Annotated in this window: 11 protein-coding genes; 8 read left to right on the top strand and 3 right to left on the bottom strand. The window is 39.1% G+C overall.

What is annotated here, in order from left to right:
- Nucleotides 1-19: 19 nt before the first annotated feature.
- The 3 genes from B0169_RS06535 (at nucleotide 20) to B0169_RS06525 (ending at nucleotide 1,650) form a co-directional block, all read left to right on the top strand.
- Nucleotides 20-361, top strand: coding sequence for a Grx4 family monothiol glutaredoxin (locus tag B0169_RS06535; protein ID WP_077285156.1), 342 nt, complete (start codon nucleotides 20-22; stop codon nucleotides 359-361).
- A gap of 143 nt (nucleotides 362-504) precedes the next feature.
- Nucleotides 505-1,110, top strand: a complete 606-nt coding sequence (locus B0169_RS06530) for a peroxiredoxin (RefSeq protein ID WP_077285155.1) — start codon at nucleotides 505-507, stop codon at nucleotides 1,108-1,110.
- Between the two features lie 162 nt (nucleotides 1,111-1,272).
- Entirely contained in the window at nucleotides 1,273-1,650 is a 378-nt protein-coding gene (locus B0169_RS06525) for a hypothetical protein (RefSeq protein ID WP_143323485.1), read from the top strand.
- Between the two features lie 45 nt (nucleotides 1,651-1,695).
- Here B0169_RS06525 and rnt read toward each other — a convergent pair whose 3' ends face one another.
- The gene (gene rnt, locus B0169_RS06520; protein WP_202971812.1) at nucleotides 1,696-2,373 is read right to left on the bottom strand and encodes a ribonuclease T; all 678 of its coding nucleotides are present in this window, start codon (nucleotides 2,371-2,373) and stop codon (nucleotides 1,696-1,698) included.
- 203 nt (nucleotides 2,374-2,576) lie between these two features.
- Here rnt and B0169_RS06515 point away from each other — a divergent pair, with 203 nt between their 5' ends.
- Nucleotides 2,577-3,458 (top strand): OmpA family protein, encoded by an 882-nt coding sequence (locus tag B0169_RS06515; protein ID WP_235838493.1) that lies wholly within the window; start codon nucleotides 2,577-2,579, stop codon nucleotides 3,456-3,458.
- Between the two features lie 124 nt (nucleotides 3,459-3,582).
- Entirely contained in the window at nucleotides 3,583-5,442 is a 1,860-nt protein-coding gene (locus B0169_RS06510) for a M1 family metallopeptidase (protein ID WP_077285153.1), read from the top strand.
- Between the two features lie 107 nt (nucleotides 5,443-5,549).
- Here B0169_RS06510 and B0169_RS06505 read toward each other — a convergent pair whose 3' ends face one another.
- On the bottom strand, nucleotides 5,550-5,939 hold the full coding sequence (locus B0169_RS06505; protein ID WP_077285152.1) for a hypothetical protein: 390 nt from the start codon (nucleotides 5,937-5,939) through the stop codon (nucleotides 5,550-5,552).
- Nucleotides 5,940-6,236: 297 nt separating this feature from the next.
- A complete protein-coding gene (gene cysZ, locus B0169_RS06500) occupies nucleotides 6,237-6,992 on the bottom strand; it encodes a sulfate transporter CysZ (protein ID WP_077285151.1) in 756 nt (251 codons plus the stop codon).
- A 216-nt stretch (nucleotides 6,993-7,208) separates the two neighbouring features.
- Here cysZ and smc point away from each other — a divergent pair, with 216 nt between their 5' ends.
- The 3 genes from smc (at nucleotide 7,209) to ligA (ending at nucleotide 14,024) form a co-directional block, all read left to right on the top strand.
- A complete protein-coding gene (gene smc, locus B0169_RS06495; protein WP_077285150.1) occupies nucleotides 7,209-10,709 on the top strand; it encodes a chromosome segregation protein SMC in 3,501 nt (1,166 codons plus the stop codon).
- 14 nt (nucleotides 10,710-10,723) lie between these two features.
- Entirely contained in the window at nucleotides 10,724-11,866 is a 1,143-nt protein-coding gene (zipA, locus tag B0169_RS06490) for a cell division protein ZipA (RefSeq protein ID WP_077285149.1), read from the top strand.
- A gap of 118 nt (nucleotides 11,867-11,984) precedes the next feature.
- Nucleotides 11,985-14,024, top strand: a complete 2,040-nt coding sequence (gene ligA, locus B0169_RS06485; RefSeq protein ID WP_077285148.1) for an NAD-dependent DNA ligase LigA — start codon at nucleotides 11,985-11,987, stop codon at nucleotides 14,022-14,024.
- Nucleotides 14,025-14,090 lie beyond the last annotated feature (66 nt).

The following is a 14,090-nucleotide window of genomic DNA, read 5'->3' as shown; positions in this document are numbered from 1 at the left end:
ATTAATTTTCGAGGTTATTATGGACACAATTGAACGCATTAAAGAACAAATCAGTGAAAACACAATTCTCCTTTATATGAAAGGTTCGCCAAAATTACCAAGTTGTGGTTTTTCTTCTCAAGCATCTCAAGCGTTAATGGCGTGTGGTGAAAAATTCGCTTATGTTGATATCTTACAAAACCCAGATATTCGTGCTGAATTACCAAAATACGCAGATTGGCCAACATTCCCACAACTATGGGTTGATGGTGAGCTTGTTGGCGGTTGTGACATTATTATGGAAATGTATCAGCAAGGTGAATTACAAACCTTGATCACTGAAACTGCCGCTAAGCATAGTTCAGAAGAAAGTTCTGAATAACTATTGAATTATCACTTAACATCACCATACTAGGTGTTGTTAACGTTAAATAACCCAGGTTATTAGAATTATCTAAGGCTTGTTTTTGATAAGCTTAGATGTTCAATAAACCTAAATAATTATTTTAAAAATTGGAGAATATAATGAGTGTATTAGTCGGTCGCGCAGCACCAGATTTTACAGCAGCAGCAGTTTTAGGTTCAGGCGAAATCGTTGATAGCTTCAACCTAGCACAAGCAATTAAAGGTAAAAAAGCCGTAGTTTTTTTCTACCCACTTGACTTTACTTTTGTTTGTCCTTCAGAGTTGTTAGCATTCGATCACCGCATGGAAGAATTCAAAAGCCGTGGTGTTGAAGTTATTGGTGTTTCAATCGATTCACAATTCTCTCATAACGCATGGCGTAACACAGCAGTAAACGACGGTGGTATTGGCCCAGTTCAATACACTTTAGTTGCTGATGTTAAACATGAAATTTGTCAAGCATATGATGTTGAGCATCCAGAAGCTGGTGTTGCTTTTCGTGCTTCATTCTTAATTGATGAAGAAGGTAATGTACGTCATCAAGTCGTTAACGACTTACCATTAGGCCGTAACGTTGATGAAATGATCCGTATGGTTGACGCTTTACAATTCCACGAAGAGCACGGTGAAGTTTGTCCAGCGGGTTGGAATAAAGGCGATAAAGGCATGACAGCAACTACCGAAGGTGTTGCAGCTTACCTTACAGATAATGCAGACAAGCTTTAATCATTAAGTAAAATTGTTTGTTTAAAAAAGCCGCTTTAAGCGGCTTTTTTTGTTTGTTGAATTTACTGCACTGTTAATTGTTGTGTTGAAATTCGCGTTGAAAACTCGTGTTTTATAGCTATGCTGATAATACAAAGTGAAAAAATACCACAAGGAGCGAGGGTGTTTTATCCAAAGAGTATCTATGAAAATTCTCCGTATTTGTGTTTTTTGATCAGTGCGTACCTATTGGCGTTTTATGATACTTGGATGGTATATGCGTCGGTGGGGATATTTTATTTTGTCGGGTGTTTTATGTTAGTTCAACGCTCAAACTACCGTCGAATTGATCGCTATAAAGGTACGCTAAACTCTCAGCAAGCGCTTCCTGTACTGATTTATGAATACTTACCTTACGTGTATGCTGCAACTGCTATGATCTTACTACTGAAAACTGAACAGGCAATATTACAGTTTTTAGCTTTATGCTTGATGATTGTTGCTTTACGAAATTTACTTTTTAGGCGTAATAACCGACGCAAAGCTAAGTCGTTATTTTAGACGCTTAGCTTTGTTGATTAGATTTTACAGGCTATTCACGTGTGCTTAATTTATGTCGTTATTGCATGCTTCGTTATCGTCAGCAATATCAGCTAAAGGCCAACCACCTAATTGCTGCCATTTATTAACAATATAACAAAATAATTCAGCCGTTTTTTCCGTGTCATATAATGCTGAATGGGCTTCGCTATTATTAAAGTCTATTTGCGCGGTGACACAGGCTTTCGCTAGAACGGTTTGACCTAGCGCCAAGCCAGACAAGGTAGTGGTATCAAAACTAACAAAAGGGTGAAAAGGTGAACGCTTAATTGAGCATCGCTCGGTTGCCGCATTAACAAAACCTAAATCAAAAGCGGCATTATGCGCCACCATAATCGCGCGTTGGCAACCTGCCGCTTTCATTTTTTTACGAATAAGCTTAAATGTTTCAGTGAGCGCTTTTTTTTCATCAACCGCGCCGCGTAATGGGTTTGTTGGGTCGATGCCGGTAAATTCTAAAGCTGCTGGCTCAAGGTTGGCGCCTTCAAATGGCTCAACATTGAAATGTATAGTTTCGTCTAAACTAAATTGTCCGGTATGTTCGTCTAAGGTTAAAGTAGTTGCTGCTATTTCTAACAATGCATCGGTTTGGGCATTAAAGCCGGCAGTTTCAACATCAATGACAACAGGGAAGTAACCTCGAAAGCGTTGAGAGAGTAAATTTTTTTCAGCAGTGTTCTGCAGAGCTTTGGAATTATCAGACATAAAGGCGATGAGCATGAGTTAACAAAAATAATGTTCGAGATTATCGCAGAAATCAGGCTATAAGACATCACCGAAATTAAATGCCGTGAAATTAATTTTGGGTAAATTTTATTTAACTGTTAAAGTTATTAGTGATTTTGTCGATAGTAAAAGATGTCGCTATTAAACTTAGATTAATTGACATGAAAATTATTGTTATGAAAAAAATTATTACCTTAGCTATTTTATCATTATTTACTTTGCATTCTCATGCTGGAATTCGACAGTATCGTGCCGATATTGAAAACTCAACTTGGCAATTAACTGATGATTCTCGGCTGCAATGTACATTGTCACATCAAATTCCTCGTTACGGCGAAGCTAAATTTTATAGTTCAGCAAACCGCAAGATGAATATGGAGTTTGAACTACAGATGATGCGACTGCCTGATAGTTACTCGTTAGCTGAAGTTCGTTCAGAAGCGCCTAACTGGCGACCAGGTGTTGCTGGCCGCGTACTTGCTGATATGAAATTGCATAAACAGTTTTCACCGAGTTTACCGAAAAAAATAGCTTGGAATATGCTCAACGAATTGGATCAAGGTATGAGTCCAACGTTTTATTACAATGACTGGTACAGTGATAATGATAAAATTACTGTGGGCTTGTCGACAGCGCGTTTTCAGAAAGCTTATCAAGCCTTTGTTAGTTGTGTAGGTAACTTACTTGATTTTAGTTTCGATGATATTTCTTATACGGTATTAAATTATCAATTTGGCTCTGATAAATTAACTAAATCATCACAGAAACGCATGGATATGATTGTCGAGTATTTGTCACTTGATTCTGAGCTTGAGCTGGTATTAATTGACGGTTATTCAGATAGTTATGGTGGCCGAAATACTAACTTAAAAATGTCAGAACGTCGTGCGAATAAAGTGAGAGAGTTAATTGTTAGTCGCGGTATTGACGCGAGTAGAATCGAAGCAAATGGTTACGGAGAAAAACGCCATGTTGCTTCTAACGCCACCATTATCGGTCGTAGTAAAAACCGTCGCGTTGTTATCCGCATGGAGCAACCTTAAGGCTTTTAATTAAACGATTTCAAGGTGATATTTGACATCGTTTAACAGCATATTATAAATAGCACTTGAAGAGGCCTGTAGATTCACTGTAATCTACAGGCCTTTTTAGTTTGGGGTACCATTTATGAAAATTTTTATTCGCCTTGTCGCCATATTGTGCTGTGCTGTGCAGCTCAGTTGGGCTCAATTAGCCTCAGCGCAAGTTGCTGATGCATTAACTTATGCCAATTATGATCAAGTTAAAGTGAGTCACCTTTACTTAGATCTTGATGTTGATTTTGATAAAAAATCATTAAAAGGTTTTGCTGAATTAACACTTAATTGGCTTAACGATGATGTTGCCGATGTTTATTTAGATACACGTGATTTAGAAATTCATCGTGTGATGGCAAAAAATGCTAATAACCAATGGGTAAAATTAAATTATAAGTTGGCTAAGCGTGATGATGTTATGGGGTCAAAACTGACTATTAAAACGCCTTTTCAAACGCCAACCATTCGAGTTTATTACAACTCATTACCGCAAGCGTCAGGGCTACAGTGGCTAACTCCTGAGCAAACAGCCGGTAAAGACAAGCCGTTTATGTTTAGCCAAAGCCAGGCTATTCATGCACGCTCTTGGATCCCAATTCAAGATACGCCAAGTGTGCGTATGACATACAATGCTCGTATTACTACTGCTGATGATTTACTTGCTGTGATGAGCGCCAATAACGTGCCGAACACAGAACGCGATGGCGATTATTCATTTTCAATGCCGCAAGCTATTCCTGCTTACCTTATTGCCATAGGCGTGGGTGATTTACAGTTTAAAGCCATGAGTAAACAGACGGGCATTTATGCTGAAGCGTATATTTTAGACCGAGCGGTTGCTGAGTTCGATGACACGCAGTTGATGATCGACGAAACAGAAAAGCTATTTGGAGCTTACCGTTGGGGCCGTTACGATTTACTGATTTTACCACCAAGCTTTCCTTTTGGCGGTATGGAGAACCCAAGATTATCATTTATCACCCCAACTGTAGTTGCTGGTGATAAAAGTTTAGTAAATTTAATTGCTCATGAATTAGCGCATTCTTGGTCTGGTAATTTAGTGACTAATGAAAGCTGGCAAGATTTATGGTTAAACGAAGGTTTTACCAGTTATGTTGAAAACCGCATTATGGAAGCGGTATTTGGTGCCGATAGAGCGTTAATGGAACGTGCGTTAGATGCACAGAACTTAAGTTATGAAATTGCTGAGTTACCACCAGGTGATACACAGCTATATATCGATTTGAATGGCCGTGATCCAGATGATGCGTTTTCAGGTGTGCCTTACACAAAAGGGCAGTTATTTTTACTGTACTTAGAGCAAAAATTTGGTCGTGAAAAGTTTGATACTTTCATCATGCAATACTTTGACGATCATGCTTTTGAAAGTTTAGGTACGAAAAACTTTGTTAAATATTTAAAAGCTAATTTAACGCACAAATACCCTAATATTGTTAGCGATAAAGAACTTAACGAATGGATTTATGAGCAAGGCTTACCTAGCTATACCCCTAAACCACGTTCTGATGCTTTCGTTAAAATTGATAACTATATTGCTAAGTGGACTAGCGGACAGCTTGAGCTAGCGCAAATTCCAACTAAAAATTGGACATTACATGAATGGTTGCACTTTATTAATAACTTGCCATTAAACATTGCTAACGAGCGTATGAGCAATTTAGATGAAATGTTTAATCTAACGAACAGCACTAATGCTGAAGTAGCACATGCATGGTATTTATTAGCATTACGCTCAGGTTACGACGTTGTGTATCCGGCGATGGCAACTTATTTAGAGTCGATTGGTCGTCGCAAATTAATTGTGCCATTGTATAAAGAATTGGCTACATCAGCTAAAGGTAAAGAGTGGGCACAAGCGGTTTATAAAAAAGCGCGACCTGGCTACCACCCATTAGCGCAAGGTACAGTAGATGCTATTTTGTTAAACTAATGTAGACTTGCTCGTCATAATAAAAAAACATCGCAATTAGCGATGTTTTTTTGTTTATAAATATTGAAATCTGGTTGTCGTTTATGACTTTAAATCGCTAATACCAGTTAGTTTGAATTTACGATGACATCGACTTGTCGTAATTTATCTTGTGGTGAAATAACCACGCGGATCTGTTGAGACCCTTGTTGATAATGTAACGTTAATCGACCTCGTTTACGTTCGCTATGACTTGCTTGACCATAATTATCATTGTAAAACGCTATTATTGCTGTCTCGGTTTTTGAGGTGAAGTAGTTTATTACTGCTGGCGTAGTATCATCAAATTGAGCAAATATACGTGCATTATCAAGCACCGGAATATGCACTTTTCTATTGTCACTTTTATGACTTTCTAACTCAGTCGTTGCGGCATTAAGGTTGGCACTGACTGCTAAAGCGACTAATAATGTACAGCGCAAAAATTGGCTCTTAGTGATAAAAAACCGAACTCGCATGAATAGATCCTTATTGATAATGAAACTTTAGCTTGCTAGATGCATGTAGGTATTGAGGTTTGCCATTATAAATCTGTGTTGCTACGCCTTTAAATTTGCTCAAGGGCGTGCTTTTTTTTGATATAAACAGATTGGTATCAGTGTGCACGTTGATCATTTTTCTGTCAAATGTCGGCAAAAAGTTGCAAGCGCTGCGAAGAGGGTAATTTGGTTGGTTGTGTAAACAAGCATCAAATTGTGTTTGATGCTTGTTCGGTTTGTTTAAATCTTGATAATATGTTGATTATTAATTGATTTTTATGAACGGTCAACAAAATCATCACGATAATGGTCGACCCATAGTGCAGTGGCACCACAAATAGCGACTGGCATAACGACTAGGTTGACGATAGGGATCATTGAGAATATTGCCGTGGTTATACCAAAACTGTAGCTTAAACCTTGGCGTTGTTTTAGTGCTTGTCGCATACGATCGAAACTGATCTTATGATTATCAAATGGATAGTCTTTATATTGTACGGCCATCATCCAAGCAAGAAATAAGAACCAGAGCACTTGGCCAATTACTGGCAGTAGCCAATAAAGTAAAAAGAAGCCTATTGCTCTTGGCAGATAGTAACCCAGCTTACTGAGTTCACGTGAAAGTGTTCTTGGGATATCTTTGACCACATCAAGAGCGCCACCACTATCTAATGGCTGATTAGTTAACAAGGCTTCTATTTTTTCTGATAATAAGCCATTAAACGGAGCTGCTAGCCAATTGGCAACTGAGCTGAAAATAAATGAAAAAATAATTAAAATAAACAACACCGCTAATGGCCAAATAAAGTTACTTAACCAAGCAAAAGACTCACCAAGCCAATCTTCTAGCGTCAACATATAGCTCTCTAGTTGTAAAAACATATAATAAAAAGCGCAGCTAAAAAGCACTAAATTTACCGTTAGTGGGATAAATACAAAGCGGCGAATTCCCGGTGTGCGAATTAACTCAAAGCCTTTGATAAAATATCCGGCACCGCCGTTTGCTAAAGGCTGGGGTCTGTTATTGTTCATTGCTGATTTATTAACCTAACTAATTGATATTCATGGCTCGATTATAGGATCCTTCGCGTGATATGAACAGTATTGTGATGTTACAAAATACATCAATCTCTGGTACAGTGGCGGCAATTACACGGGTTTTAATATATTTTTTCTCATTGTACGAAGTTTGTAAAACATTTACTAAAATTTTGGCAATAGATAGCAACGATTAGGTTATTCGATTTAATGCGACTCAAGCATATAAAATTGGCAGGTTTTAAATCATTTGTCGATCCAACAACTGTGCCATTCGAACAGCAGATGACCGCTATTGTTGGTCCTAACGGCTGTGGAAAATCAAACATAATTGACGCTGTTCGCTGGGTGTTAGGTGAAAGCTCGGCTAAAAATTTACGTGGCGATGCCATGACCGATGTCATTTTTAATGGTGCAGCAACGCGCAAACCAATTGGCCAAGCCAGCGTTGAATTAGTGTTTGATAACACTCAGGGGCGTATTCAAGGGAATATGGCGGACAGAAGCCAAGTGTCTGTGCGTCGAGTGGTGAACCGCGAAGGCATAAACAGCTACTTTTTAAATGGCACAAAATGCCGACGTAGAGATATTACTGACATTTTTCTTGGTACCGGTTTAGGGCCTCGCAGTTATGCCATTATTGAACAAGGCACCATTTCACGATTAATTGAATCAAAACCGCAAGAGCTACGCGTTTTTATTGAAGAAGCTGCAGGTATTTCAAAGTATAAAGAGCGTCGCAAAGAAACTGAAAACAGAATACGCCATACCAGAGAAAACTTAGCGCGATTAAGTGATATTCGTCTCGAACTTGATGTGCAAATTGATAAGCTTCATCAACAGGCTGAAGCCGCCAAGCGCTTTCGTGCTTTAAAACAGCAAGAACGAAAGTATAAGGCTGAATTAGCGGTATTACGTTGGCAAAAATTTGATCAGCAACGCCAGCAGCATCAAACGCGTATCTTAGCGCTAGAAAATAAAATTGAGAGTCAAAATACTCAGCTCAGTCAAAATGATTTGGTGATTATCGAATTAAAAGAGACGTTGCTGCGTTGCAATGATAATAACCAAACTTGGCAACAAGAAAAACTCAATTTAACGCAAGATATTGCCCGTGCTGAGCAACAAGTAAAACATTTAAAAGAGCAGACCGAAAAAACACAGAGTGATAATGAATTAACTCAACAACAATTGCTTAATGCCCAGCAGTTAATTTTAGCTGAGCAAGAGCAGTTGCAATTGGGTGATCAGCAATTAAATGAGCAACAACCACAACTGCAAAAAGTAGAAGCAGAATTAGCACGTTGCCAAGCTGAGCTGAAACAGCAGCAAATTGCGCAAAAGCAATTGCAGAGCCATTGGCAGCAACAACAGCAACAGCGTACAGATCTGCAGCAGAAAAAACAGACCGTGCAGGCAAATATCACGCAGCAACAAACCATTATTGAACAGGTTAAGCAGCAAGTCATAAAACTACGTGAACAAGTTAGCCTGTTACCTTTAACGGATGTGCTCGTTGAGCAGCAACTGCAACAACAAAAAGCTACTGAGTTAAGTGCGTTAAAACAAATACAAGCGCAGTTGACTTTACTGGCCAGTCAAGAAAGTCATTTACAGCTGCAGAGCCAAGAGCTTCACCAACAATTAGCGGTAGTTACGGGGCAGTCAACCGTGAAAATACAAGTGATTGAAGAGCGACAAAAAAAGCTAGCTGATAAATCTCCTTGGAGTGAAAAACAAGCGAAATGGCTGAGCACTCTAGGTATCAATGATATCGTTTCGCTGCAAAGCCAATTAACGGTGGCTAATGGTTGGGAACTGGCCGTTGAAGTTGCTTTATCACATTGGCTTGCGGGTCATGTTTTGTCAACGTTACCTGAAGCTGATACCGACGGTAGTTTAAGTGCAGATAACTTATGCTTTGTATATCAAACGGCAGAGTCTACAGCTGCTCACGATAATATAGTAGCCACTAAAGCAAAGACATTAGCGAGCAAAGTCACAGGGATTGCCACGTTAAATAGCTATTTTAATCGTATATTGATCGCTGAAACATATCAGCAAGCAAAACGTCAGTTAGCAACATTAGCTGACGGTGAAAGTATTATTTGCCCAGATGGTACTTGGTTGAGTCATCATAGGCTTATCAAAGGAAAACTTGAGCAAGGCTATGATTATATAAGTTTACAGCGAGAGCTTGAAAACGAACAAGCTGCACTACTGCAGTTACAACAGCAACAACAAAAGCTCGAGCAGCAGCAAGATATTTATAATCAACAACTTAAGTCTATTGCCATAGAGAAAAAAGCTCAAAGTGAACGTTTAGCATTACAGCAAGATAAACTCAATACACTGGAGAAAACGATTTCCTCGGGTGAGCAAGACAAACTTTATCAACAAGCTCAGCACAAAAAATTAACCGCAGAGATTGCAGAGTTGCTTGAAAGCGAGCAGCTTGCCAAAGAAAAATTAACGGCGTTTGAAAGTCAATTAACGCCATTGCTTGACGATAGTGAATATGATCTTGATGGGTTTTCTAAACAACAAACGCTATTACAACAGTCAATAGAAGAAATACAAAGTCGCAGTCAAGACTTACATCAACAGCGTCATCAGTTGAGTTTGGTTGTTGAGCAGCTAAAAAGCCAACGATTACAGCACGAGCAAAGTATTCGAGCGAATCAAGAAAATATTAATTTATTGACGCAAAGGCTAAGTAATAACAGCCAAGTTTTTAGTGATAACAGTAAACCGTTGCAAGCGTTTGAACAGCAATTGCCACAGTGGCTTGATAACCTATCCGCGATTAATGAAAAGCTACATGTTAATCAAAAAACCTTGAATGACAGCCAAACACGTTTGGCAGAGGTAGAATTAAGCCAGAAAACCAGTCAAAATAAAATAGCTGTACTGAATGAACAGTTAGCGCGTTTGCAGTTAGACAGTGAAGGTTTTAAATTAAGAGCTGAAAGTGCATTAGAAGTGTTAGCTGAGTTAAAGCAAAGTATTAATGATGTTATTGCGGCTATGCCAGACAATGCCAAAGAAGCGTTTTGGCAAGCCCATTTAGTTAAGCTGGCTAAAGATATTCAGCTGTTAGGGGCGATCAACCTAGCCGCGATTGAAGAATATGAAACTCAGTTTGAGCGTAAAAGTTATCTTGACCAACAAGATCAAGACCTTAATAATGCCATAACAACTTTAGAAGCAGCCATTGCAAAAATAGATAAAGAAAGTCGACATAAGTTTAAGTTAACTTTTGATCAAGTAAATAAAGATTTGCAACGGCTATTTCCTAAGGTTTTTGGTGGTGGGCAAGCATACTTGTCACTAACAGGTGAAGATCTTTTAGAAACAGGGGTTACTATCATGGCAAGACCCCCAGGTAAAAAAAATAGCACAATTCATCTATTATCTGGTGGAGAAAAAGCGCTGACCGCATTATCATTGGTATTCGCTATTTTTCGATTGAACCCAGCACCATTTTGTTTACTTGATGAAGTGGATGCACCTTTGGATGATGCAAATGTCAGTCGTTTTTGTAATCTAGTGCGAGAAATGTCGCAAACAGTGCAATTTATATATATAAGTCATAATAAAATCGCTATGGAGATGGCGTCACATTTAACCGGTGTTACTATGTTTGAACCAGGTGTTTCACGTATGGTAGCGGTTGATATTGACGAAGCAATCGCTATGGCAGAAGTATAAGAATAGGCTAGGTAATGGAAGATAATTTCAGAAATACATTAATTATTATCAGTGCTCTCGTAATAGCAGCTATTTTCATTCATGGTTATTGGACCATCAGGAAACAAAAAAATCCGTACAAATTAAAAACCAAAGAAGAGCCTATAGCGCCACAACCGCGTGGCTTTGATGGTTCGGGTTTTGACCAAGACGGTGTTAGTAAGCCGAAAGTTGTTGGTGCCAACCCAATATTAGATGATGTCGCAGTAAAGTCGCATACACTTGAAGATAATGACGAATTTCATAGTGATGTGCCAATGCCAAATGACGTTCCTCATGCTGACTTTGAAGATAAGCCGTTAGATCAAAGTTTGAATTTTGGTGCTTTACTTAATGATACAGAAGAAGTTCCTGCGCATTTAAAGCAACAAGCGTTATCAGATGTTGAGCGTTATGCTGATAGACAAAACTATCAAGACAATGGCTATGCTGAAACTACGGTTAATGCGTCAGTTGAGAACGACATTATTGAGAAAGAAACTGTTCAATATCAACCGGTTTACCAACAGCCTGTTACTCAAGCAAAACCAGAGGTTATTCGAAATAAGCCACTTGCACGTAAAAAAAATGTGCGTGAGCCTAAAGCGAAACGAAACCAAATGGAGATCAATTTTGGTGATGAAGCCGTAAAAGATATGCCAAGCATGTCGGCGACTGAATCCTCTAAAAAACCTGCGAATGACATTGAACCGCAAGTTATTGTGCTTTCTGTTGTCATGCCTGAAGGGCAAACGATGTCTGGTGCAGCGCTTTTACCTATATTGCTTACTTTAGGCATGAAATACGGTGAAATGAATATATTCCACCGTCATCAAGACAATGCAGGTAACGGTAAAGTCACGTTTAGCTTGGCCAATATGCTAAACCCAGGAACCTTTAATTTGGATGATATCGAGAACTTTACTACCCAAGGCATTACGCTATTTATGACCTTACCTAATGCCGGAGATGCCTTTGAAGTATTTGAACAAATGCTTAATGCAGCTAAACAGCTTGCAGTTGAATTTAAAGGGCAATTGTTAGACGACAAACGCAGCGTCATGACCAAGCAAACTGAACAACATTATATGGGTATTATTCGAGAGTTTGAGCGTAAGAGTCGCATCGGCTCGCTTTAAACCTACACCTCCAGTAATCATGAACCTCTGTCAATAAATTGCAGCAACAACTAAGCTAATCAGTATTTGTTGCACTTTATTGACGCTAGTACACTCACTTTCAAAGTAACTAAAACCTATGTCTGAAGAAAATATTATTAATCGTATCGCTGAAATATGTCAGTTAATTAGCCATTATAATCATCAATATTATGTGCTTGATGAACCGACTGTACCTGATGTTGAATACGATCGATTAATGCGCGAATTAACAGCTTTAGAAACTGAGTATCCGCAATTTAAAACGCTTGACTCACCTAGTCAGAAGGTTGGTGGTGAGGCGCTTAAAGCATTTAGCCAAGTTGTACATCAACTACCTATGTTGTCGTTAGATAATGTTTTTTCTGCACAAGAATGGCAAGCCTTTGTTAAGCGATTAAAAGACCGCTTAAAATCATCGTTAGACTTTGCCATTTGTGCCGAGCCTAAGCTTGACGGTTTGGCGGTAAGTTTACGTTACGAAAATGGTGTTTTTGTTCAAGCCGCTACACGCGGTGATGGTACAGTAGGTGAAAATATTACTGAGAATGTCCGTACGATAAAGTCGATCCCTTTGCGTTTACAAGGCACTAATTTTCCCGATGTGTTAGAGGTTCGTGGTGAGGTATTTATGCCAAAATCGAGCTTTGAAGCATTAAACCAACAAGCGATTAAAAAAGGTGAAAAAGGCTTTGCTAACCCACGCAATGCCGCCGCTGGTAGCCTAAGGCAACTAGACTCTAAAATTACCGCTAAACGAAATCTTGCTTTTTATGCCTATGGTATTGGTTTTGTCGGCGCAAGCCAGGATGGCAATGGTATTGATGAAAACTGGCTAGCAGACTCACATTATCAGCGTCTTTGCCAAATAAAAAGCCTTGGTTTACCTATGTGCCCGGAAGTTAAGTTACTGGAAAATGCCACTGAAGTTGAAGCATTTTATCAAGATATTTTACAACAGCGTGAAAACTTGAGTTATGAGATAGATGGCACGGTCTTTAAAGTTGATGATATTGCTTTACAGCAAAAACTTGGCTTTGTTGCCCGAGCACCTCGCTGGGCTACTGCCTATAAATTCCCTGCGCAAGAAGAATTAACGGTATTAGAAGCCGTTGATTTTCAAGTTGGACGAACAGGGGCAATAACACCGGTGGCTCGCCTTAAACCGATATTTGTTGGCGGTGTTACGGTGAGTAATGCCACTTTACACAATCAAGACGAGATTGACCGCCTAGGCATAAAAATTAAAGATACGGTGATTATTCGCCGTGCCGGTGACGTAATTCCTCAGATCGTCAGTGTTGTCGTTGAACGAAGACCTGCAGATGCTGAAGTGATTACCTTTCCATCGGTATGTCCAGTGTGTGAATCTGCGGTAATGAAAGCTGAGGGTGAAGCTGTACTGCGTTGTACTGGCGGTTTATATTGTCAGGCGCAGCGTAAAGAGGCGATTAAACATTTTGCCTCGCGTAAAGCACTTGATGTTGATGGTTTAGGCGATAAATTAGTTGAACAATTGGTTGATGAAGGCTTGATAAAAACCCCAGCCGATTTATTTAAGTTAACCACGCTTGATGTCAGTACGATGGCGAGAATGGGAGCAAAGTCTGCAGACAACTTAATTAAGGGCCTTGAGTCGGCAAAAAATACTACCTTGGCAAAGTTTGTTTATGCTTTAGGTATTCGAGAAGTTGGCGAAACGACTGCGTCGAATTTAGCGCAGTATTTTCATACTTTTTCAGCAATTAAGTCGGCCAATGAAGAGCAATTACAGCAAGTGCCTGATGTCGGTGTCATTGTGGCAAAAAATATTGTCAATTTTTTCGCGCAAGACCATAACGTAGAAGTGGTTGAAGAGTTAGAAGCGATAATGTCTTGGCCTGATATTGAAGTGAAAAGTGACGATGAATTACCGCTTAAAGATCAAACCTTTGTCTTAACAGGTACCTTGAGTAAAATGGGGCGAAATGAAGCAAAAGCCGCCTTACAAGCTTTAGGAGCAAAGGTGTCTGGTAGTGTTTCAGCAAAAACGCATTATTTAGTCGCAGGCGAAAAAGCGGGGTCTAAATTGGTTAAAGCACAAGACTTAGGCATCAGCGTATTAACTGAAGATGAAATGATTGCTTTACTAAATAGCTAAATAGCTAAATAGCTAAATAACTAAATAGGATCTGATTTTAGTCTTTAAAAGGCTTTTGTCATGTAA

Source organism: Cognaticolwellia aestuarii, from assembly GCF_002000025.1.
In the GTDB taxonomy this organism is placed as follows: domain Bacteria; phylum Pseudomonadota; class Gammaproteobacteria; order Enterobacterales; family Alteromonadaceae; genus Cognaticolwellia; species Cognaticolwellia aestuarii.
The sequence above is the reverse complement of the archived record's forward strand: the minus strand, read 5'-3'. Positions and strand labels throughout refer to the sequence as shown.

Bases quoted from the DNA above. Each gene is read 5' to 3' on its own strand.
- zipA (WP_077285149.1), top strand. From the start codon at position 10,724: ATGGAAGATAATTTCAGAAATACATTAATTATTATCAGTGCTCTCGTA.
- ligA (WP_077285148.1), top strand. From the start codon at position 11,985: ATGTCTGAAGAAAATATTATTAATCGTATCGCTGAAATATGTCAGTTA.
- B0169_RS06510 (WP_077285153.1), top strand. From the start codon at position 3,583: ATGAAAATTTTTATTCGCCTTGTCGCCATATTGTGCTGTGCTGTGCAG.
- B0169_RS06505 (WP_077285152.1), bottom strand. From the start codon at position 5,939: ATGCGAGTTCGGTTTTTTATCACTAAGAGCCAATTTTTGCGCTGTACA.
- smc (WP_077285150.1), top strand. From the start codon at position 7,209: ATGCGACTCAAGCATATAAAATTGGCAGGTTTTAAATCATTTGTCGAT.
- B0169_RS06535 (WP_077285156.1), top strand. From the start codon at position 20: ATGGACACAATTGAACGCATTAAAGAACAAATCAGTGAAAACACAATT.
- B0169_RS06530 (WP_077285155.1), top strand. From the start codon at position 505: ATGAGTGTATTAGTCGGTCGCGCAGCACCAGATTTTACAGCAGCAGCA.
- cysZ (WP_077285151.1), bottom strand. From the start codon at position 6,992: ATGAACAATAACAGACCCCAGCCTTTAGCAAACGGCGGTGCCGGATAT.
- B0169_RS06515 (WP_235838493.1), top strand. From the start codon at position 2,577: ATGAAAATTATTGTTATGAAAAAAATTATTACCTTAGCTATTTTATCA.